21 protein-coding genes are annotated in these 20,364 nt (G+C 62.8%); 14 read left to right on the forward strand and 7 right to left on the reverse strand.

Annotated features, from left to right (window positions below; translation table 11 throughout):
- Nucleotides 1-19: 19 nt before the first annotated feature.
- The 8 genes from MB84_RS19550 to MB84_RS19585 all read left to right on the forward strand — a co-directional run bounded on the left by MB84_RS19550 (nt 20) and on the right by MB84_RS19585 (nt 5,732).
- Entirely contained in the window at nt 20-634 is a 615-nt protein-coding gene (locus MB84_RS19550) for a MotA/TolQ/ExbB proton channel family protein (protein ID WP_046292970.1), read from the forward strand.
- Between the two features lie 15 nt (nt 635-649).
- Nucleotides 650-1,111: an ExbD/TolR family protein gene (locus MB84_RS19555; RefSeq protein WP_046292971.1), complete on the forward strand. Its 462-nt coding sequence runs from the start codon at nt 650-652 to the stop codon at nt 1,109-1,111.
- Between the two features lie 56 nt (nt 1,112-1,167).
- Nucleotides 1,168-2,184, forward strand: a complete 1,017-nt coding sequence (gene lpxK, locus MB84_RS19560; RefSeq protein ID WP_046294018.1) for a tetraacyldisaccharide 4'-kinase — start codon at nt 1,168-1,170, stop codon at nt 2,182-2,184.
- Nucleotides 2,165-2,371: a Trm112 family protein gene (locus MB84_RS19565; protein ID WP_046292972.1), complete on the forward strand. Its 207-nt coding sequence runs from the start codon at nt 2,165-2,167 to the stop codon at nt 2,369-2,371. The genes lpxK and MB84_RS19565 overlap by 20 nt, the downstream gene beginning before the upstream one ends.
- 11 nt (nt 2,372-2,382) lie before the next feature.
- Nucleotides 2,383-3,198 carry a 3-deoxy-manno-octulosonate cytidylyltransferase gene (kdsB, locus tag MB84_RS19570; RefSeq protein WP_046294019.1) on the forward strand — a complete coding sequence of 272 codons (816 nt, stop codon included), beginning with the start codon at nt 2,383-2,385 and terminating at the stop codon, nt 3,196-3,198.
- A gap of 261 nt (nt 3,199-3,459) precedes the next feature.
- Nucleotides 3,460-4,125 (forward strand): adenylate kinase, encoded by a 666-nt coding sequence (gene adk / locus MB84_RS19575; protein WP_046292973.1) that lies wholly within the window; start codon nt 3,460-3,462, stop codon nt 4,123-4,125.
- Between the two features lie 152 nt (nt 4,126-4,277).
- Nucleotides 4,278-5,036 (forward strand): SDR family NAD(P)-dependent oxidoreductase, encoded by a 759-nt coding sequence (locus MB84_RS19580; protein WP_046292974.1) that lies wholly within the window; start codon nt 4,278-4,280, stop codon nt 5,034-5,036.
- A gap of 201 nt (nt 5,037-5,237) precedes the next feature.
- Nucleotides 5,238-5,732 (forward strand): Mpo1 family 2-hydroxy fatty acid dioxygenase, encoded by a 495-nt coding sequence (locus tag MB84_RS19585; protein WP_046292975.1) that lies wholly within the window; start codon nt 5,238-5,240, stop codon nt 5,730-5,732.
- A gap of 98 nt (nt 5,733-5,830) precedes the next feature.
- Here the strand turns inward: MB84_RS19585 and MB84_RS19590 are convergent, their stop codons facing one another.
- The gene (locus MB84_RS19590) at nt 5,831-6,697 is read right to left on the reverse strand and encodes a SirB1 family protein (protein WP_046292976.1); all 867 of its coding nucleotides are present in this window, start codon (nt 6,695-6,697) and stop codon (nt 5,831-5,833) included.
- 50 nt (nt 6,698-6,747) lie between these two features.
- Complete coding sequence (murJ, locus tag MB84_RS19595; RefSeq protein WP_425415918.1) at nt 6,748-8,346, reverse strand: murein biosynthesis integral membrane protein MurJ; 1,599 nt, start codon at nt 8,344-8,346, stop codon at nt 6,748-6,750.
- Nucleotides 8,347-8,480: 134 nt separating this feature from the next.
- Here murJ and rpsT point away from each other — a divergent pair, with 134 nt between their 5' ends.
- On the forward strand, nt 8,481-8,753 hold the full coding sequence (rpsT, locus tag MB84_RS19600; protein ID WP_039367301.1) for a 30S ribosomal protein S20: 273 nt from the start codon (nt 8,481-8,483) through the stop codon (nt 8,751-8,753).
- 340 nt (nt 8,754-9,093) lie between these two features.
- On the opposite strand, the gene MB84_RS19605 is transcribed toward rpsT, so the two are convergent.
- Entirely contained in the window at nt 9,094-9,408 is a 315-nt protein-coding gene (locus MB84_RS19605; protein ID WP_046292977.1) for a DUF3579 domain-containing protein, read from the reverse strand.
- Between the two features lie 362 nt (nt 9,409-9,770).
- On the opposite strand from MB84_RS19605, the gene argF reads away from it, so the two are divergent.
- From argF to MB84_RS19620, 3 genes are all read left to right on the forward strand, one after another.
- Nucleotides 9,771-10,697 (forward strand): ornithine carbamoyltransferase, encoded by a 927-nt coding sequence (gene argF / locus MB84_RS19610; protein WP_039404085.1) that lies wholly within the window; start codon nt 9,771-9,773, stop codon nt 10,695-10,697.
- A 385-nt stretch (nt 10,698-11,082) separates the two neighbouring features.
- Nucleotides 11,083-11,415: a pyrimidine/purine nucleoside phosphorylase gene (gene ppnP, locus MB84_RS19615; RefSeq protein WP_046292978.1), complete on the forward strand. Its 333-nt coding sequence runs from the start codon at nt 11,083-11,085 to the stop codon at nt 11,413-11,415.
- Nucleotides 11,416-11,741: 326 nt separating this feature from the next.
- On the forward strand, nt 11,742-12,875 hold the full coding sequence (locus MB84_RS19620) for a patatin-like phospholipase family protein (RefSeq protein ID WP_084009880.1): 1,134 nt from the start codon (nt 11,742-11,744) through the stop codon (nt 12,873-12,875).
- Here MB84_RS19620 and murB read toward each other — a convergent pair.
- Nucleotides 12,865-13,890 carry a UDP-N-acetylmuramate dehydrogenase gene (gene murB / locus MB84_RS19625; protein WP_046292979.1) on the reverse strand — a complete coding sequence of 342 codons (1,026 nt, stop codon included), beginning with the start codon at nt 13,888-13,890 and terminating at the stop codon, nt 12,865-12,867. The genes MB84_RS19620 and murB overlap by 11 nt on opposite strands.
- A 225-nt stretch (nt 13,891-14,115) precedes the next feature.
- Between murB and MB84_RS19630 the strand changes: the two genes are divergently transcribed.
- Nucleotides 14,116-14,601, forward strand: coding sequence for a YajQ family cyclic di-GMP-binding protein (locus tag MB84_RS19630; RefSeq protein WP_046292980.1), 486 nt, complete (start codon nt 14,116-14,118; stop codon nt 14,599-14,601).
- A gap of 140 nt (nt 14,602-14,741) precedes the next feature.
- Here the strand turns inward: MB84_RS19630 and plsY are convergent, their stop codons facing one another.
- The gene (gene plsY / locus MB84_RS19635) at nt 14,742-15,347 is read right to left on the reverse strand and encodes a glycerol-3-phosphate 1-O-acyltransferase PlsY (protein WP_046292981.1); all 606 of its coding nucleotides are present in this window, start codon (nt 15,345-15,347) and stop codon (nt 14,742-14,744) included.
- 221 nt (nt 15,348-15,568) lie between these two features.
- Here plsY and MB84_RS19640 point away from each other — a divergent pair, with 221 nt between their 5' ends.
- A complete protein-coding gene (locus MB84_RS19640) occupies nt 15,569-16,237 on the forward strand; it encodes a response regulator (RefSeq protein ID WP_169835027.1) in 669 nt (222 codons plus the stop codon).
- Nucleotides 16,238-16,258: 21 nt separating this feature from the next.
- Here MB84_RS19640 and MB84_RS19645 read toward each other — a convergent pair whose 3' ends face one another.
- Together MB84_RS19645 and MB84_RS19650 are read right to left on the reverse strand one after the other, a co-directional pair.
- Nucleotides 16,259-17,410 (reverse strand): CfaE/CblD family pilus tip adhesin, encoded by a 1,152-nt coding sequence (locus MB84_RS19645; RefSeq protein WP_169835028.1) that lies wholly within the window; start codon nt 17,408-17,410, stop codon nt 16,259-16,261.
- 105 nt (nt 17,411-17,515) lie between these two features.
- Nucleotides 17,516-20,296, reverse strand: a complete 2,781-nt coding sequence (locus MB84_RS19650) for a TcfC E-set like domain-containing protein (protein WP_169835029.1) — start codon at nt 20,294-20,296, stop codon at nt 17,516-17,518.
- Nucleotides 20,297-20,364: the final 68 nt, after the last annotated feature.

Consider the following 20,364-nt stretch of genomic DNA (forward strand, 5'->3'; position numbering starts at 1 on the left):
CAACAAGCAAGAGGTCTCTTTGTTCGCCGTCATCCAGGCCGCCGGCTGGCCCATCTGGCCACTTCTCATCGCTTCCGTCATTGCCCTCGCCCTGATCGTCGAGCGCGCCTTGTCGCTTCGCCGCGCACGCGTGCTGCCGACCGGCGTACTCGAAAATGCGATCGCGCTCGCGCGCCGTGGCGCTGGCAGACAAGACGCCGCCGAAGCACTGGCGCGCGGTTCCATGCTGGGCCGTGTGCTCGCAACCGGCGTGCGCTACGTCGCTCACAATCCGCAGGGCCCGCGCGAAGGCGCGAAAGAGGCGCTGGAGGAAACGGGACGTGCCGTCGCCCACGAACTGGAGCGCTTTCTGCCTGCGCTGGGCACCATCGCCTCGGTCGCACCGCTCATGGGTCTGTTCGGCACGGTGATCGGCATGATCGAGATCTTCGGTGCGCAGGACGCAACCGGCACCGATCCGGCCCAACTGGCGCACGGCATTTCCGTTGCGCTCTACAACACCGGCTTCGGGCTGATGATCGCGATTCCGGCGATGATCTTCTATCGGTACTACCGTACCCGCGTCGACGCCTTCCTCGTCGAACTCGAAACGCAGGCGGTCCATTTCCTCGATGCCACGCTGCCGCGGCACTGATTCGAGAGACATGCGATGAATTTCCGTCGAGGTCTCTCCACGCGCGACGAGCCGGAGATCAACCTGATCCCGCTCATCGACGTGCTGCTCGTCATTCTGATCTTTCTGATGGTCACGACGACCTACACGCGCTACACCGCGCTGAAGGTCAATCTGCCCACGGCGGACGCGGAAAAAGCGGTCGTGCCGCCGCGCCAGATTGTTGTTTCGGTAGGTGCCGACGGCAGTTACGCGATTGACCGGCATGCGCTGGCGCAACGCGACGTTGCCAGCCTGACGGCCGCGCTGCGTCAGGCGGCCGGCCCCGCCAATACCGGCGCGGAGCCGCCGGTCATCATCATCAACGCCGACGCCAAGAGCGCGCATCAGTCCGTCATCAATGTGATGGAGGCCGCGCGTGAGGCCGGATTGTCGCGACTGACCTTCGCCGCCCGTTCGACGACGGCGCACGGCGCACCTGCGCAACCGTCCCGATGACACGACAAACGCCACGACCGCCAGATACCGCGAAAGGTGTGCGTGCACGCGCCCTCGTGCCTCGTCTGTCGGGCTCGGTGGTCCATTGGGTCACGGCACAATGGCAACGCCGGGGGCTTGCCGCCTGGCTGCTGTGGCCGCTCTCCTGGATCTTCGGCGGCATTGCTGCGTGGCGGCGCATGGGCTTTCGCCGTGGCTGGAAAACGTCGACACGGCTCCCGGTCCCGGTCGCCGTGGTCGGTAATCTGACGGTGGGTGGCACGGGCAAGACGCCGACCGTCATCGCACTGGTCGGCGCGTTGCGTGAATACGGCTACACGCCCGGCGTACTTTCGCGAGGCTACGGCGCGACGCTGACGCGGCCGACGGAAGTCGTGCCAACGGCACGTCCGGAAGCCGTTGGCGACGAACCGCTGCTGATCGCGAAACGAACCGGCGCGCCCGTTTGGGTCTGGCCATCGCGCGTGGAAGGCGGGCGGGCGTTACTGGCTGCGCATCCCGAATGCGACGTCATCGTCTGCGACGACGGTCTTCAGCATTACGCCCTCGCACGCGACGTCGAAATCGCCGTCTTCGATCATCGGCTCAGTGGCAATGGCTTTCTGCTCCCGGCGGGGCCGCTGCGCGAGCCGTTGTCGCGACGACGAGACGTGAACCTCATTAACGATCCGTATGACCGAACGCTGCCGGATTGGCCCCACACGTGGCGCCTGACGTTGGCATTGGGCGACGCATGGTGCGTCAGCCAGCCGTCGCTCACCCGCGCGCTGTCTCACTTTGCAGGCAAGCGCGTGCTGGCGGCCGCTGGCATCGGTGCACCGGAGCGGTTCTTCGCGGCATTGCGCGCGGCAGGATTGCAGATCGAGACGCTGGCGTTGCCCGATCATTACGACTTTGCGACCAATCCGTTCGACGGCGTGGCCGCGGACGCCATCCTGATCACCGAAAAGGATGCAGTAAAATGCGTCACCTGGTCCGACCCGCGTGTGTGGGCCGTACCTGCCGAGGCAGCGCTCGATGCGCGCCTCGTATCACTGGTAGTGGAGAAATTGCGTGGACAACCGACTGTTTGAGATTCTCGTCTGCCCGTTGTGCAAGGGCCCACTGGAGCTGGATAAAAAAGCCCAGGAGCTGATTTGCCACGCAGACAAGCTCGCTTATCCGATTCGTGACGGCATTCCCGTCATGCTGGCCGACGAAGCGCGTCAGTCCGTCGAAGGCACGCCCGTTCCGATCAACGACGACAAGTCTGCATCGTGAGCGACACGACGTTGCGTGCCGGCACCCAAGGTGTCGCTGCCACTACCGCCGCCACTACGGACTTTGTCGCCGTGGTGCCTGCGCGCCTGGCGTCGACGCGTCTGCCCAATAAGCCGCTCGCCGATATCGGCGGCAAGCCGATGGTCGTGCGCGTCGCCGAACGTGCGCGCGAATCGGGCGCGCGTCAGGTGGTCGTCGCGACCGACGCACAGCGCGTCGTCGATGCGGTATCCGCGCACGGTTTCGACGTGGTGCTCACGCGTGCAGACCACCCGACGGGCACCGACCGTCTGGCCGAGGTCGCCGTGGCGCAGGGCTGGCCGGACGACACCATCGTCGTCAACGTGCAGGGCGACGAGCCGCTGATCGATCCGCGGTTGGTGCACGCCGTTGCGGCCCATCTGGCCGAACACCCTGAATGCGCGCTGTCGACCGCCGCGCATCCGATTACCGACAACGCAGAGATCTTCTCTCCGAACGTCGTCAAGGTCGTGCTCGATGCGCATGGCCGCGCGCTCTATTTCTCGCGTGCGCCGATTCCTTGGTCGCGTGACGCGTGGTCCGCCGGACTCGCGAGCGTCGCCACGTTGCCCGCCGCCACGACGCCGGTTTTTCGTCACATCGGCTTGTACGCCTATCGCGCCAAGTTCCTGCGCAGCTACCCGAGTTTGCCGCAAGCCCCCATCGAGACAGCGGAGTCGCTGGAGCAATTGCGTGCGCTCTGGCACGGCGAGCGTATTGCCGTACTCGTGACGGACGACGCGCCGCTGCCGGGCGTCGACACGGCAGAAGACCTCGAACGCGTGCGCGCATTGCTGAAAAACTGACGTCGGCGCGCGTCCCGGAAATCGCACCGGCGCGACACCGGGCCGTCTGCAAAACGCCGCCGGGCGGGCATGACGTGGCATAATCGCTCTGATTCTCGCGAGCAGACCCCCCGGTCGCGCGCGTTGCGCACTGCCGGGCGCGACGTCTGCGCGCAGCGCGGTTTGCCGGTCACAGGACCCGCAACCGCCGCAGAGCACCGGAGACGCACCTGCCTGCCGCACGCACAGCATTCACAAATCACAAACTTTCAGGAGTCATCGATGCGTCTGATTTTGTTGGGGGCACCCGGGGCCGGCAAAGGCACCCAAGCCACTTTCATCAAAGAAAAATTCGGCATCCCGCAAATCTCGACCGGCGACATGCTGCGCGCCGCGATCAAGGAAGGCACGCAACTCGGCCTTGAAGCCAAGCGCTTCATGGATGCAGGCGATCTGGTGCCGGATGGCGTCATCATCGGCATGGTCAAGGAACGTCTGAGCGCCGACGATTGCAAGAACGGTTATCTGTTCGACGGTTTCCCGCGCACCATCGCGCAAGCGGAAGCCATGAAGGAAGCCGGCGTCGCCATCGACTTCGTCCTCGAAATCGATGTACCGTTCGACGAAATCATCACCCGCATGAGCGGCCGTCGTACGCACCCGGCGTCGGGCCGCACGTACCACATCAAGTTCAATCCGCCGAAGGTCGAAGGCGTCGACGACGTGACCGGCGAGCCGCTCGTCCAGCGCGACGACGACAAGGAAGAAACGGTCAAGAAGCGCCTCGCAGTGTATGAGTCGCAGACCAAGCCGCTGGTCGCCTACTATTCGGACTGGGCCAAGCACGGCAGCCCGGGCGCGATCGTCGAGGCACCGCAGTACCGCAAGATCTCGGGCCAGGGCAGCGTGGATGAAATCCGCGCGCGCGCGTTCGACGCACTGAAGTAAGGCGACCGGGTCCATCGGTCGATGCCGCCCCGCGACTCCGTGTTGTTCGCAACGCGCGCGGTCCGGCAAGGGGTTATGCCCCGTCAGTAACGCCACAGAAGAAGGCGGCCAGTTCAGACTGCGCCGCCTTTTTTGCCAATGGAGGATGACGCATGGAAATTCAGGGCAATGTGTTTCTGATCACCGGTGGCGCCTCAGGACTCGGCGCGGCAGCGGCGCGCTGGCTTGCAGGACTTGGCGCGAAGGTCGTACTCGCCGATGTGAGTGTCGACGAAGGCGAAGCACTCGCCGAGAAGCTTGGGGGCCAGTTCGTAAAATGCGACGTCACCCGCGAAGACGACGGCAAGGCCGCTGTAGCAGCCGCGCAGGCACTCGGCACGTTGCGCGGGCTCGTCAACTGCGCGGGTATCGCCATCGGCAGCAAGACGGTCGGGCGCGACGGCCCCCACCCGCTCGACGCATTCTCTCGCGTCATTCAGATCAATCTGATCGGCACCTTCAACATGATTCGCCTCGCAGCCACGGCGATGAGTCAGGGTGAGCCGAACGGCGAAGGCGAGCGCGGCGTGATCGTCAATACGGCGTCGGTCGCCGCTTACGATGGCCAGATGGGACAGGCCGCCTACGCGGCATCGAAAGGCGGCGTGGCCAGCCTGACGCTGCCGGTCGCGCGGGATCTCTCGCGCAGCGGTATTCGCGTGATGACCATCGCGCCGGGCATTTTCGAAACACCGATGATGCTCGCCATGCCCGCCGAAGTGCAGGCGTCGCTCGGCCAGATGGTGCCGTTTCCGCCGCGACTCGGTCGGCCCGCCGAATACGCAATGCTGGTCGAACAGATCGTGCGCAACCCGATGCTGAACGGCGAAGTGATCCGTCTGGACGGCGCGATTCGCATGCAGCCGAAATAGCGCATCGGCGGTCGGTAAAGCGCAGGGAATGGCGCGAATGACGCGCTGTGCACACTTTGTCGCAGCGCACCAAAAAGTCGTCCGGACTATGACTACAATGGAATGCCGGACGCAGATTGCGGTCGGCTCAAGACGCCGGTTTTCATGCTCCAGCCGGTGCTCAGATGTTCCCCCCGTCGTCCCCCGAGGCAGGAGGCTGGCATGAAATCACTGGCGCAACAGATGTCGTTCTATCAGCGCTATCACCGCAGTCCCAAGAACCGTCTCACGCATTTCTTCGGCGTTCCCATGATCATCCTCGCGGTGATGCAGGCGTTTTCGTGGGTGCCGCTCGGCCCCAGCGGCCTGAACGCGACGCACGTGATCGTGCTGGTCCTGCTGATGTACTACTTCCTGCTCGATGTCCCGCTCGCGCTCGCCATGACGGCGTTCTTCGCTGTGTTGCTGGCGCTCACGCAACATCTGGCGAAGCTTCCATGGCCCTGGGCGCTCACCGTCTTCGGTGTGCTGTTCGTCGGCGGCTGGATCGTTCAACTGATCGGCCACCATTACGAAGGCCGCAAGCCCGCCCTGCTCGATAACCTCTTCCAGATTTTTATCGCCCCGATGTTCCTCATGGCCGAAGTGTTCTTCCATTTCGGGTACAAACCGGGGCTCAAGCGCGAAGTGCAAGAGCTGTCGATGCAGTCGGTATAGCAAAGTGCAGGGCGTGTGCGGATCCACGCCCGACGTCAAAACGCCAGCCGGTGAATGCGGCTGGCGTTTTTTTTATGGATGACGCTGTGGCGCGGACCTTATCCGTGGCTGCCCGGACGGCGGCTCAGGTCGTCAAGTACCTGACGAATCGCGTCGGCGTCGTCCGCTTCGGGACGCTTGCTCAGATACCACTCCAGGTCGTCCTGCGCCGGACGCACCAGACCCAGACGCGCATACGCCAGTCCGCGATCGCGCTTCTCGATGGGCTGATCGGGTAGCACGAGCACCATACGCTCCTGCACCGCCAACAGCCGTTCCCACCGCTCGTTTTGCGTATAGATGGCCCGCAAATTACGAAGCATGCGCGCCAGAATCTCGCGCGGCGTCGCGGGCTCCAGGAACGGGTGCAGCAACGCCCACAACGCCAGTTCCTGGATCGGCTCGGCGCTTTCGTCCCGATAGTGCTTCAGATAAGGCTCGACCATTTCGAGCAGGCGTTGCGGCGAAAGCGAATTGCCCGAAATGGGGTCAATGACGACATCCCCGGCAGGCACCGCGAGACGCAGCAGAAAGTGCCCCGGGAACGAGAGGCCACGCAACGGCAGCCCGATCTGATGACCGATCTCCATACACAGCACGGCGAGCGAAATCGGAATACCGCGACGGCGATCCAGCACCGCATGCAGGTGGCTGTTGTCCGGATCGTAATAATCGTTCTGATTAACGGTGAAACCAAGTTCGCGGAAGAAGAAGTGATCGAGCAGTTGCAGCTTTTGCAACGGCCCGGCGTCCGGCGGCAGGCGCTTGGCCAGACGTGCAGCCAGCGCATCGATCTGGGTGAGCGTGTCCTGCACGTCGAGATCGGGATAGACGTCCTGCGCGATGGCAATGGCTGCTTCGGTCAACGGCAGGCCGTCGTCGGACGCAACCAGCGCAGCAAAATACTCCAGAATTCGATTCGCCATGCGGTATCCGTGAGTTCCGCCGCGACCGGCCCGCTAATGGATCGTCAGGATCAGGAACGGGTGCGTCGACGGAAGAACGAGAAGTTGAAACCCATGAGGAATAATGCCCCGAAATACACCACGGCGCATAGCACCAGACTCGCACCGAGCAAGGCAATGCGCGCCAGCGGGCGCGCCCCCAGGGCTACCCAGTCGAAGCTCTGCGTGAACCACAGCAGCACGCCCGCCAGGATCAGACACGCCGCGAGCAGCTGGACGAAGAACAAACGCCACCCCGCCGCCGGCCGGTAAATGCCTCGCTTATAGAGTCCCGCGAAAAGCAGCGCGGCGTTCATGCATGCGCCGACGCCGATCGACAGCGACAACCCGGCATGGGCGAACCAGCGCACGAAAAGCACGTTCGAGAGCTGCGTGGCAATCAGTACCACGATGGCAATCTTCACCGGCGTCTTGATGTCCTGCTTGGCGTAGAAGCCCGGCGCGAGAATCTTGATGAGGATCAGGCCGACGAGGCCGACACCGTAAGCGGTGAGCGCGTGCGCCGTCATCACGACGTCGGTCGCATCGAAGCGCCCGTACTGATACAGGGTCGCGGTGAGCGGCTCGGCATAAACGAACAGGCCAACGGCGCTGGGCATTGCCAGCAGGAAGGTCAGACGCAGGCCCCAGTCCAGCAATGCGGAATATTCGGCGGGGTCGTCATCGGCATGCGCGCGCGCCAGACTCGGCAGCAGAATCGTGCCCAGCGCCACGCCCAGCAGCGCCGTCGGAAATTCCATCAGACGGTCCGCGTACGCCAGCCAAGACACACTGCCCTGCGCCAGTCGCGACGCAATATTCGTATTAATGATCAGGCTGACCTGGGCGACGGACACCGCCAGCGTGGCCGGCACCATCTTGGCAAGCACCCGTTTGACGCCCGCGTTGCGAAGCGCCGCCGCAATATTGAGCGTGATGCGGGGCAACATGCCGATCCGGGCGAGCGCCGGGAGCTGGATGACCAGTTGCAACACACCGCCGACGATCACTGCGTATGCGAGCGCGTAGACCGGTGTCTCCAGATGCGGCGCCACCCACAGCGACGCCACGATCGAGCTGACGTTGAGCAGCACCGGCGCAAAGGCGGGCATCGAGAACTGACGCCACGTATTGAGTACGCCTGCGGCGAGCGTCGTGATCGAGATCAGTGTGATATAGGGGAACATCACGCGCGTCATGAAGACGGCGGCGTCGAACGTGCCGTTTTCGCGCGACAGGCCCGTCGCCACAGCGTAGACCACGCCTGACGCGCCGAGCACGCCGGCAATCGTGATGGACAGGAGCACCCAGAAAAGCACGGTCGTCACGGAATCGACGAGCGTTTTCGTCTCTTCTTCGCTACGTTGCGACTTGAATTCGGCCAGAATTGGGACGAATGCTTGCGAAAACGCCCCTTCAGCGGACAGGCGGCGCAGCAGATTGGGAATACGGAACGCCACGTTGTAGGCGTCGGTCATGGGCCCGGCGCCAAACATGCGTGCGATAAGAATTTCACGAATCAGTCCGGTGATGCGCGAAAGCATCGTAAAACCGCTGACCGTAGCGAGAGCTTTGAGCAAATTCATGTTGCGCGTATTATACGCACAGCATTGCAGCAAAGAAGTTGCAATTTCCGTTAGGCTTCGGCTATAATCGTCGGTTTCGAAGTCAATGGATTGCTTCCTGGCCACCGTGTCTCCCAGGGAGCCGAGCCAAACTGCATAGAAGCCGCATCAGGCGGAGCAATTCAAGGAATTCACAGAACATGGCAAATACCGCACAAGCACGCAAGCGCGCGCGTCAAACCGTTAAAATCAACGCCCACAACTCGGCGCTGCGTTCGCGTCTGCGCACGGCTGTGAAGGCTGTTCGCAAGGCTATCGCCGCTGGCGATCAGGCCGCTGCCAAGGAAGTGCTGCGCACTTCGGCAAAGACGATCGACATCATCGCTGACAAGAAGATCGTTCACAAGAACACCGCTGCTCGTCAAAAAAGCCGCCTGTCGGCCGCCATCAAGGCGATGTCGGCTGCTGCCTAAGCTAGACCTGTCTCAGTTGGACCGACGTTAGACGTCAGTCAGCAATAAGACAGCTCAGCTGCAAAGCACTACAAGTTGCTTGCCGGTTCCGACTACGATCGGAACACTAAAAAGCCCGCTTTATGCGGGCTTTTTTCTATTCTGGATCGCATTTGCATTCCCCCTCGTTCATTCCCCATCGTTGTGCCAAACAAAACGCGCAATGCTGCCGGGCGCGTTGAGCAGCACGGGAAATTAGCGGAAAGGGGAATGTGCCGGAATGGCAGAGATGTGCCGAAGCGACGGTGAGTAGGGCCGAAGGTCCGGCACTCACGTCAGGCCGACAACGGCCAAGGGGGATTTATTTGACGTCGGGAACGAAGCAGGCTTCCGTCATTTGCAACCCGTTGTCACGCGCAAAACTCATCACGAAATCGAACATTCTCGGCTCGATCTCGCGCAGTCGCTCATCGACAACGACGCATTTGACGTCACCCACCATCGTCGGACGCACATAGGGGGAGTACTGCATGTATGCGTTCGGGCCAGAATTGCTTCGGCCGCAGAACGACACGGCGCCGCACAGACGCTCCGCCCAGTCACTCGGACGAAACTTCTTGCCATCCAGAGTCAGCCCCTGAATGAAATACTCGCGCGCGGAAACCTGGTCGGTCATATCGCTCAATCACCTCAAAAAACACCTGGCCAGCCGTACGCGGGTAGCGTGGCCGACAGAGCCAGTATTATATCTTATATAAGACTGGAACCTGTCCCCCACCATTACTGCGGATGTTTTTTTCGGTCTTGCCAGCCGTTTTCGGCTGTGCAGCAGCGGGCTCGATCATACGCTTTTCGTGTGACGACAAAACGATTTGGTAGACTACGGCCTGTTCCCCTGAAGCCAGCAACCGGTAGAACACCTTCACGAGCCTGACCGGGGGACAGGCCTCAAGGCTTGTTCGTCGTGCCGAACGCGTTCGAGTTCCCAGCAAATTCGCGGTGAACGCACGCGGGATCGGCCTCCAGCAGAACATCCAAATGACCACCGCCAAACCCATCAAGCATTACCTTCAGTTTTCGGATCTGACGCTCGACGAGTATGACTACGTGCTCGAGCGCACCCGCATCCTCAAGAAGAAATTCAAGAACTACGAGACCTACCACCCGCTGCACGACCGCACGCTGGCGATGATCTTCGAGAAGAGCTCGACCCGCACGCGTCTGTCGTTCGAGGCCGGTATCCACCAGTTGGGCGGTCACGCCGTGTTCCTGAACACCCGCGACACGCAACTCGGTCGCGGCGAGCCGATCGAAGACGCCGCCCAGGTGATCTCCCGCATGACCGACATCATCATGATCCGTACGTTCGGCCAGGAGATCATCGAGCGCTTCGCCCAACATTCGCGTGTGCCGGTCATCAACGGCCTGACCAACGAATACCACCCGTGTCAGGTGCTGGCGGACATCTTCACGTACTACGAGCATCGCGGCCCGATCAAGGGCAAGACGGTCACGTGGATCGGCGACGCCAACAACATGTCGTACACGTGGATTCAGGCCGCCGAGATCTTCGGCTTCCAGTTCAATATCTCGACGCCGCCGGGCTACCGCCTCGATCAGGCAATGGTGGCCGAATCGAGCCGCCCGTTCGTGCGCGAGTTCGACGATCCGCGCGCCGCCTGCGAAGGGGCCGACCTCGTATCGACGGACGTCTGGACCAGCATGGGCTACGAAGCGGAAAACGAGGCCCGCAAGGCCGCGTTCGCTCAATGGTGCGTGAACGCCGACCTGATGCAGCGCGCGAAGTCCGACGCCCTCTTCATGCACTGCCTGCCGGCCCACCGAGGCGAAGAAGTGTCTGCGGATGTCATCGACGGCGCACAAAGCGTCGTCTGGGACGAAGCCGAGAACCGTCTGCACGTGCAGAAGGCGCTTATGGAGTTCCTGATGCTGGGCCGCGTCTGACGCCTCCAGCGCACACGACGCAGCGCACGCAGGTCCGCCGGAGCCCTCGGCCCGGCGATACCGCCCGGACTGGCGCAATGCCGTCCGGGCGGTTTTTCGTTACCCCACCGCGATTAGCGTTCCGCTATCATCGCTGACGCGCACCGTCGGCATTCTCGTGATGCCGCGCGCTTCATCGCGATACGACACAGCGCCCCGCCCATCAGAGCATTTCGGTATTTGCATTGACGAGCACCACATTGGTGCAATTTCGTTGTGCATTGCACAAAATTCCGCCGGGTGGACGCTCGAAACGTGCTAGCATGAATTTACGCCTGGTCCCCACCGGCCCGGCATATTGACTCTCCATCGCGGCATTCGCTCGCATTCGACACAGCATTCGGTCATGACGCAAATTGCACCTCAGGCAACTCAGTTCGACAACGTTTCCGTAATCAAGCGCGCCAACACGTACTTCGACGGCAAGTGCGTTTCGCACACCGTCCTGTTCCCGGACGGCACGCGCAAGACGCTGGGTGTGATTTTCCCGGCCACGCTCCAGTTCGGTACCGATGCGCCTGAGATCATGGAAGTCACGGGCGGCCGCTGCCGCATTCGTCTGGCAGGTCAGACCGAGTGGCAAGAGTACGCTGCCGGTCAGGAGTTCTCCGTGCCGGGCAATAGCAAGTTCGATATCGAGGTCGTGGAGACGCTCGATTACGTTTGCCATTACGGCTAACCGTCCGGCCAGCATCGCGACGGCGCGGGGTCTCCCGCGTCATCGCCCTCTCGCCGGTTCAGCGCGGCCCGGCGCCGCTTCCCACTATGTCGCGACTGCCTCCCGAATCGGCCAACCCTGCTGCCGGCCAAGCGTCCGATGTGCCTGAATCGTCTGACGCGCACGTGCCTCACACGCCCCGCTCGTCCCACACGCCCCACACGCCCTTACCCGCGCTCGATACGTCTGCAGCGTCACCTCTGACGTCGGCAGAAGCGTTACACACGCGGCCCGGCCCATCGGAAGCGTCCGACACCCAGCCGGACCTCGAACCGACGGACGTCCCGTTGCTTCCCCCCGACGACCACCGCGCTAGCGCGAAAGCGAAGTCCTCCCGCGCCCGGCGCAACAACGGTGGACGCAAGGGCATCGACCTCGGCCTGCAAGGCGGTGGCGCGCACGGTGCGTACACGTGGGGGGTGCTCGACAAGCTGCTGGAAGACGGACGTCTGGAATTCGAAGGTATCAGCGGCGCGTCCGCAGGCACGATGAACGCCGTGGTGCTCGCGCACGGTCTGCTCGACCGTCCCAACGTCGATCCGCGCGAGAAGGCCCGCGAGGCGTTGCATAGCTTCTGGCTGGGCGTTTCGCAAGCCGGATCGTCGGCCACCGCCTGGGCGCAAACCGTCTTCAGCTGGCTCAACGGGCGTCCGACCGAGTATCCCGTCTGGCACGACTGGATGCAGAGCATGCAGCAGTGGATGATGCCCTTCGCACAACCGCCGGCCGAGATCAATCCACTGCGCACCGTACTCGAAGCGCAAGTCGATTTCGAGCGCCTGCGCGAGAGCACCACGACGCATCTGTTCGTCTCCGCGACGAACATCCGCACCGGCAACATCCGCATCTTCCGCACGCATGAGATCACGCTCGACGTGGCGATGGCGTCTGCCTGCCTGCCGTGGCTGTTCAAACCGGTGAAGATCGACGAGGACTTTTTCTGGGATGGGGGCTATCTCGGCAACCCGCCCCTGTACCCGTTCTATTACGAGACGCTCACGAGCGACATCCTGATCGTGCATATCAACCCGATCGAGCGCAAGGAGAAGCCGGTGCTGCCGGGACAGATCATGAACCGCGTGAACGAGATCACGTTCAACGCGTCGCTGCAACGCGAATTCCGCGCGATCTCGTTCGTGCACAAGCTGCTCGACGAGGGATGGCTGAAGCCGGAGTTTCGCGATCGTCTGAAGTACCCGCTGATCCACTCGATTCGCGCGGACAAGGAGCTTTACGACTTGTCCTCGTCGACGAAATTCGTCACCGACTGGCACTTCCTCACGACGCTGCGCGATCGGGGTCGCGAGGCCGCCGAGCGCTGGCTGGCGGCGCATTTCGACGACGTCGGCGTGCGCTCCACGGTGGATCTGAAGCGCGATTATCTGCAACGTCTGCCGGACGCCACCGCCATCAAAGCATGAGCGGTTCGGGATCGAGCGAGATGCCGAAGCGTTCCCGAACGCTGGCCTGCACGGCGCGGGCCAGCGCCACGATATCGGCCCCCGTGGCCCCTCCGCGATTGACGAGCACCAGCGCCTGGCGCTCGTGCACGCCCGCGTTTCCGACGGTCTTGCCGCGCCAGCCACACTGATCGATCAGCCATCCGGCGGCGACCTTCCATGCGCCGTCGGGCTGCGCATAGCCGACCGCCTGCGGGAAACGCGCGCGAAGCGCCTCGAACGTGGCGGCGTCCACGACGGGATTCTTGAAGAAGCTTCCGGCGTTGCCAAGTTGCGCGGGATCCGGCAGCTTGCGGCGGCGAATGTCGACGACCGCATCGAAAATCTGGCGCGCATCGGGTTCTGCTATACCGGCATCGGCCAGTGTTCGCGACACGTCGGCATACCCGGTCACGGCGTGCCAGGGCTGCGGCAGGCGCAGCGTCACGGCCACGATGATGTAGCGGCCCGGTTCGCGCTTGAACAGCGAATCCCGATAGCCGAAAGCGCAATCGTCGCGCGAGCATGTGACGAACGCCCCGGTCGTCGTATCGAGCGCACGCACTTCATGGAAGCGCTCGGCGAGTTCCAGCCCGTAGGCGCCGATGTTCTGGATCGGCGCGGCCCCCAGCGTGCCGGGAATCAGCGCCAGGTTTTCCAGGCCGGGACAGTCTTGCGAGAGCGTCCAGTCGACGAAATCGTGCCAGACTTCACCCGCCCCGCCGCGCACATAGCGCGCGCACGGATCTGCGGGATTGTCGGGCAGACGTTCGCGATGACGAATGGCCATGCGCAGCACCACGCCGTCGAAGTCACGCGTGAGCACGAGGTTGCTGCCGCCGCCGAGCACGAGACGCGGCAGTCCGGCCAGTTCGGGCAAGGCGAGCGCGTCGAGCAGCGCCGCTTCGCTGTCGATGGTCACGACGTAGCGGGCAGTGGCGGGCAGACCGAAGGTGTTGAATTCGCGCAGGCTGACGTCGCGTTGCAACTGAAGCATGGAATATGGGCAGACCAGTGGGTGTCGCCGTGCCGGACATCGTCCGGAGGGGGACGCGGGACCGACGGCTGAATTACAATGTCGGGCGAAAGAATTTTGCGCATCATTATACCGACGACGACGCCGACGACGCCGACGGCACCGGCCGCGGCGCGGCCGCCCGCCGGCCTTACACGGCACGCCTGCGTGCCATTTCACGAACCCTTAGGAATTCAGGAGAGCCAGATGCCATCGTTTGACGTGGTTAGCGAAGCCAACATGGTAGAGGTCAAGAACGCGATCGAGCAGGCCAACAAGGAAATCTCGACGCGCTTCGACTTCAAGGGATCGGACTCGCGCGTCGAGCACAAGGAGCAGGAACTCACGCTCTTCGCCGACGACAACTTCAAGCTCGATCAGGTCACGCAGGTGCTCGTCGCGAAGATGGCCAAGCGTAACGTCGACGTGCGTTTTCTCGACTACGGCAAGGTCGAGAAAATCAGTGGCGACAAGGTCAAGCAGGTCGTGAAGGTCAAGAAGGGCGTCGAAGGCGACTTGGCCAAGAAGATCGTGCGCATCATCAAGGACAGCAAGATGAAGGTGCAGGCGAGCATTCAGGGCGACAGCGTTCGCGTCGCGGGCGCCAAGCGCGACGACCTGCAAAGCGCAATGGCGCTGCTGCGCAAGGATGTCACCGACACGCCGCTCGACTTCAACAACTTCCGCGACTAAGCGTTACCGCGTCGATTGCCCCGTCTTCCGGCCCACACGTTGGCCCACCGGAAAGGCGGACACAAAAAACCCGCAGATTCGCTGCGGGTTTTTTATTGGGCCGACGCTCGCGCGACGGGCAGTCCATCCGCCCGATCCGGTCACGACTTCTTCTGCCCGATGCGGCTTTCCTTGCCTGCGATCAGCTTGCCGATATTCGCGCGATGGCGATAGATCAGCAGGATCGCCATGACGATCACCGCCGGGGAGTACGGCCCGAAGCCGTACATGAAGACGTAGTAAAGGGGCGCAAACACGGCCGCGACCAGCGCGGCGAGCGACGAATAGCGGAAAAAGATCGCGATGATCAGCCACGTCGCCATCACCGCCAGACCCAGCATCGGACTGACGGCAAACAACACGCCTGCGGCCGTCGCCACGCCCTTGCCACCGGCGAAACGCAGGAACACCGGGTACAAATGGCCAAGGAACACGGCGAGCGCCACTGCCGCCAGTCCGAAATCGCCCACACCCCAGGCGTCGGCGAAGCGTTCCGCCAGATAAACCGCGAGCCAGCCCTTGAGTGCGTCGCCTATCAACGTCAGGATGGCGGCCTTCTTGTTGCCCGAACGCAGTACGTTCGTGGCGCCCGGGTTGCCCGAGCCGTAACTGCGCGGGTCCGCGAGGCCCATCGTGCGGCTGACGATCACCGCAAACGGCACCGAGCCGATCAGATACGCGAGAACGATAAAAACCAGTGTGGCCATGAACTTCGTGCGAGTGGAGGACTTGTAATGGCCGCCATTCTACTTGAGACGCCGAGTCGCCCCATTCTGGCAAACACGGGGTTGCGCGCCGGGCCTCGACCTTTTTGGGAAATTACGCCAACTCGCCTCATGCACCGCAGATTGCGGAACTGACATTTACAGACGCCGGTCATTCTCGCATGCGGACTGTGCAGGCCCGCGCTGGGGAGGCAGATAGAAAAGTGATTAAGATTCGCGTCGCAATCGCTGACCATCATCCGGTCGTCATTGCGGGACTGGCACATGCGTTCGGCAAATGGCCCACGCTGGAAGTGCTTGGCGCCGCACACGACGGGGCGGGCGTCATCGAACTGTTGCGTCGGTCCCCGTGCGACGTTCTGGTGATCGATCCCACCATGCCCCGCGGCAAATACGGCGACGGCCTGCCGCTGATCGCAACGTTGCGTCGCAAGTTTCCCTGCGTCCGAATTCTGGTGCTGACGGCGATGACAGACGCGCCGATGGCGCGCCAGATTACCGATCTCGGTGTCGCATCGACACTCTGCAAATCGCAAAGCATCGACGACGTTATTGCAGCCGTCCATGCGGTCCATGACGGATTGCGCCAGGCGCGTCGTGCAACGCCCGCAGGCGCGGCGCCCGAGTCTCGTACGACATTGCTGAGTCAGCGCGAGGTGCAGGTGCTACGCATGTACGTTTCGGGGATGTCGATCACCGCCATCGCCGCAAAGCTTTATCGAACCAAGCAGACGGTCAGCGCGCAGAAGCGCAGTGTCATGCGCAAACTCGGTGTCGAATGCGATGCGCAGCTCTTTCGCTTCGCGCTACAGGCCGACCTGCAAGATGAAGCGCCGGTCATGCGCTCCATAAGCGACGTCGACGCGGCCTGACCTGCTCTTCGACGTCCTCGGTCACATTCGCGCAGCGTCGACGAACATCTCGATTCTGAGCGGCCCCTCGAAACTTCCTGCGTCTTTCTCTCTTTCGACGAACGGCACAACCTCGAAGGCGAGCGTGCCCGGCGTACAGGCCACCGGCGCCGGAATCCCCGGCAACCGCACAATGCGAATCGGCGCCTGCGCCACCGAGGTGAAAGACGTGCCCACGGTGTCGCCGACATTCACCCACCGGTGCGCACCGGCATACGTCAGTCCGACCCGATATTCGATTCGTTGCCGAGGTTGCGAGCCGTCGGTCCCTCGTCTCACGAGCAATCCGTTTCCGGGAGGTCTCGCGGGGAAATTCGCACGTGCGTCACTGGCACGCACACGTAATGCGCCGGGGGAGTTCGAGCCGAACCCGTCGTAGAAGCACATGTCGACCGACCTCCCGCCATACACGATCGGCACGAAGTTGGGACCGGGGCGGCGTCTCAGATCCAGCGCAACACGAGGCGAAATGCTCGATAGCGTCGGAAAGTAAATTTGCGCGTTCTGGTTATCCGTCACCCGAAGCTCGATGTCATAGCTGTGGGTGGCGCTCGGTACCGGGTTTTCAAGTTCCCGGACATAGAACTCCAGGCGTGCACGCCAGAGACCGCCAACCGGAATTTTTTGCAATTCGGCGCGACTTATCGACAACGTATATCGCGACACATCGTAGGGACCTGCCTGACATCTGCCACGGTCGCGGTTACTGTGAAACGGTGTATTGACGTGGGTACAGGTACTGCCCGACACGGTAATGACCTTGATCGCACCCACAACCAGATCTACCTGAAGCTTGGAACGCTCTTCCATGAATCGCAGCGTGATTGATGTAGGCGTCGGCGCGAACACGTTGGCTGGCCTAACGGGACAAGCCCCCAGGGTCGTATCGACGTTCGAGCGGCAAACATGTGCCGTGCGCGAGCCAATGCCGTTGCCCGGTGTGTAATGCGTGTTGTGCTGCCGACGAAAGATCCAACTGTCGGGAACCGAAGATCGATCGAACGTCAACGAAACGCTCTGATGGTGATCCGACGGCAATATCTGTGCGAAAGCCGGACACACCATCCCCATCGCCCCCACCAAAGCGGCGAGGCACGTCACCCGTCGGATCACGCGCGCAAACTCATGCTTCATCTCGTTGACTCCGTTCTGAGTGCCCCAACCATCCGCACGGCTTTCCTCTTTAGCTGTGTTTTCCGTCATGCTTTGCGTCGTTTCGCACATCGCACTCGTCCCAACTCAATGCTCGTCGATCCCGATGCCTCGCACAGCCGCCTGTTGACGCGGACGCGACGGCGCTTCGCCGAGCAGACGCCGAACGCGCAACTGCGCTCGCAGCGATTCCGGCAGTGCCTGTTGAGCGACGTGGTCGCACTGCGTGACGCCCGTCAGGTGAATCACGTCCTGCCGTTCGGTCACTGTGAGTTCGCAGCGCATCGGCTGAGCGCCATCCAGCAAATAGAGATGTGTGAGACGTTGCTGCGACTCGACCAGGAACGTGCCTTGCGCATCGAGCGGCGGCGCAACCACGCTCAGGACACGCGCGTTTTCCATCGAGAGGCCATCCGGCCCCACGGCGCGTCCGACGTACGTATAGACCCGTCCTGCTGCGACACGGTGCACTTTCAACCGCCCCGGTGTCAGGAAGTAGTCGTACTGCCCCGCACCGCGCACGAGCCCCACGGAATGGTCGGTCTCACCCTCATGCGCCTCGGAGACTTCGCCCTTGTGCGCGCGGTATCCACTGACGGGACTCAGTGCCGATGCCCCGAAATCGACCGGCAGCGAACGTCCTCCGACCTGCAACATCGCAGCTGCGCCGCCAGTGGAGTCGTCCTCGTCGAGACCGTCGACCACCAGCGCGACTGCAGCAGGCGGCTCGCCCGAGAGCATGGCCGGGCCCACCCGTAAGCCCGCCCGCGACACCGCAAAACTCGACGCATACCCACCGACGAACGAACTCTGCCCGTCGCCACCCACGCCGTTGGAACGCAGCAAACTACGCGAGACGGCCGCGTGCGCGTCACCGTATCGACCGTCGATCGCTCCCCGCAAGGTCGCATTACCAGCCCCCCGCTCGTTGGCGTTCAGGCTCAGCATCAGTTCCCGACGCGACGCGTCGTCCCAGACCATCGAGTACGTCCCGTGATAATCGGTCGTTGCACTGCGGTTGCCCTCCCCGCCGGTGCGCACATCGGCCCCTGCGCTCGCATAGGTCGACCGACGCTCACCGGCTGCGGCCGGGCGATGCACACTTAAGGACACGCTCGCGAAGCCCCCGGTTTCCCGTCGCGCCATCCCGTCCTGCCGTCGGTGATAGCCACCCACACGCGTGTTGATCACGAGCTTGTCCCAACGGAACGAACGACTGAGTGCGGTTTGCAGGGTCCGCGACACGCCGCCACCGCGATCTGCACCGGGCCATGGGTCCTCCGGTCCATCTGCGACCCACGGGCGACGTTGTCCGAAAGACTGGCTCTCGCTGTATCCGGCGACTGCCTGCCACTTCCCCAGCGGCGTGGAGGCACTCGCATTGAGCACGTCGTAGCAGCCGAAATGAGTTCCGGCGGCAGCGGCCGCCGTGGCACTGCCACGACACGCCGCGTCGCGCATCTGATAGCGATACAGGCTGACCCCGACGCCATTGGAAAACGAGACGGATTGCATGTTGCCGCGCGCGCCGTCCGTGCCGCTCAGCAATGCCGCCGTTGTCGTCAGACGCCCTAACGCGAACTCGCGTTGCCACCCGATCTGGGTCTCGTTGTAGGCACTCGACTGCAACCACACGAGACCGCTCGTGACGGTAAAGCCCGGGCCGAAGCCGGTTCGAAGGCCGGTTTGAAACGTGAATCGCTGTCCGTGCCGTTGTTGTTCCGAATGACGCGTATGGCCCTGCCGATCGACGACTCGCCCCGCCTGCACAAACCATTGGGTACCCTTCGCCGACGCACCACCGCCCACCTTCGTGTAGGGCGCCGTTTCGGTACGAACCAGCGTATCGCCCTCAAAGATGCGCAGGGTGATCAGATAACTGCCCTGCGGGAAGTAGCGGGTATCGAACTGCTGCACGCCCGCCGGGAAATAGGCGCTGCCCAGCAACTCGTGACCGCGATAGGCGTCGACGCGCGCCTCGCGCGTCAGCAACACCGTCAGCGACGATCCCAGCGATTCGGCCGCCTCGTTCACGTAAGCCTGAGAGGTACCGATCCGTGCGCCATCGAAACGGCTCACAGGCAGTAGGGTGAAGCCGAAACTACCGCCTTGCGTGCTGGACAGATTGCGCTGATCCATACGCCCCGACTGCACGTAATGCCGGGGGCCGAGATCGTAGCGGTAATAGAGGCTGTCGAGCGTCGCTTGCGTGCCGCCCAACGACGATGCGCTCGTGGCAGGGACGGCGTTCGCATCGCCGTGACGCCGGACGTAGCTCGAATGCACGAGCGACCAGGAAAAACCGGCATAACTGGCGGGTGAGATGCCCAGCGCGCCATTGCCCATGACGGTGAGGTTGCGGTAACGATCGGTCGTCGCCGCGTTCACGATCTGGGCGTGAATCAGCGCGTTCTCGCTGCCGGGCGAATTGACGTGGAATTCGGGGCCGTAGGCGCGCTTCGCCGGAAGCCATGCCCTGGAGAGAAAGAGTTCCAGCGTTCCCTGACTTTCGTCGAGGATGACACCCGCCGAGTCGGTTTCCAGATAGCGGCATTCTGTGCCCGTACCCACGTCATCGCAGGCGAGATGACCATTTCGGGACATCGGTCGGGCAAGGGCTTCGATCAACGACGCTAACGACACCACCGCCGGGTCGCCACGCGTGATCTCCATTCGCTCGTCGATCGCCTGCGCGAGCGCTTCGGGTGTTTCAAGACGCACGTCGTCGGGACGAACGAAGACCGGGAACAGCCCGAGCGACTGCCCGAGCAGGCGGACTTCCAGATGCTCGACCTGACCAAGCGCAATGTCCTCGAACCCGGCAGGCACCGGCTGGCGAGGATTGGCATGGGCCGGATCGTGGGACACGGCGAACCACGACAAACAGGCGAGACAGGCACGACGAAGCGTTTGCATGATCGATGAGAGGGAACAGA

The sequence above is a fragment of the Pandoraea oxalativorans genome, from assembly GCF_000972785.3.
Classification (GTDB): domain Bacteria; phylum Pseudomonadota; class Gammaproteobacteria; order Burkholderiales; family Burkholderiaceae; genus Pandoraea; species Pandoraea oxalativorans.

What these genes read in the sequence shown, in the direction of transcription:
- plsY (WP_046292981.1), bottom strand. Translation starts at nt 15,347, where the DNA reads ATGGCCACACTGGTTTTTATCGTTCTCGCGTATCTGATCGGCTCGGTG.
- MB84_RS19580 (WP_046292974.1), top strand. Translation starts at nt 4,278, where the DNA reads ATGGAAATTCAGGGCAATGTGTTTCTGATCACCGGTGGCGCCTCAGGA.
- MB84_RS19645 (WP_169835028.1), bottom strand. Translation starts at nt 17,410, where the DNA reads ATGAAGCATGAGTTTGCGCGCGTGATCCGACGGGTGACGTGCCTCGCC.
- argF (WP_039404085.1), top strand. Translation starts at nt 9,771, where the DNA reads ATGACCACCGCCAAACCCATCAAGCATTACCTTCAGTTTTCGGATCTG.
- ppnP (WP_046292978.1), top strand. Translation starts at nt 11,083, where the DNA reads ATGACGCAAATTGCACCTCAGGCAACTCAGTTCGACAACGTTTCCGTA.
- MB84_RS19630 (WP_046292980.1), top strand. Translation starts at nt 14,116, where the DNA reads ATGCCATCGTTTGACGTGGTTAGCGAAGCCAACATGGTAGAGGTCAAG.
- MB84_RS19605 (WP_046292977.1), bottom strand. Translation starts at nt 9,408, where the DNA reads ATGACCGACCAGGTTTCCGCGCGCGAGTATTTCATTCAGGGGCTGACT.
- MB84_RS19585 (WP_046292975.1), top strand. Translation starts at nt 5,238, where the DNA reads ATGAAATCACTGGCGCAACAGATGTCGTTCTATCAGCGCTATCACCGC.
- rpsT (WP_039367301.1), top strand. Translation starts at nt 8,481, where the DNA reads ATGGCAAATACCGCACAAGCACGCAAGCGCGCGCGTCAAACCGTTAAA.
- adk (WP_046292973.1), top strand. Translation starts at nt 3,460, where the DNA reads ATGCGTCTGATTTTGTTGGGGGCACCCGGGGCCGGCAAAGGCACCCAA.
- MB84_RS19590 (WP_046292976.1), bottom strand. Translation starts at nt 6,697, where the DNA reads ATGGCGAATCGAATTCTGGAGTATTTTGCTGCGCTGGTTGCGTCCGAC.
- MB84_RS19555 (WP_046292971.1), top strand. Translation starts at nt 650, where the DNA reads ATGAATTTCCGTCGAGGTCTCTCCACGCGCGACGAGCCGGAGATCAAC.
- murB (WP_046292979.1), bottom strand. Translation starts at nt 13,890, where the DNA reads ATGCTTCAGTTGCAACGCGACGTCAGCCTGCGCGAATTCAACACCTTC.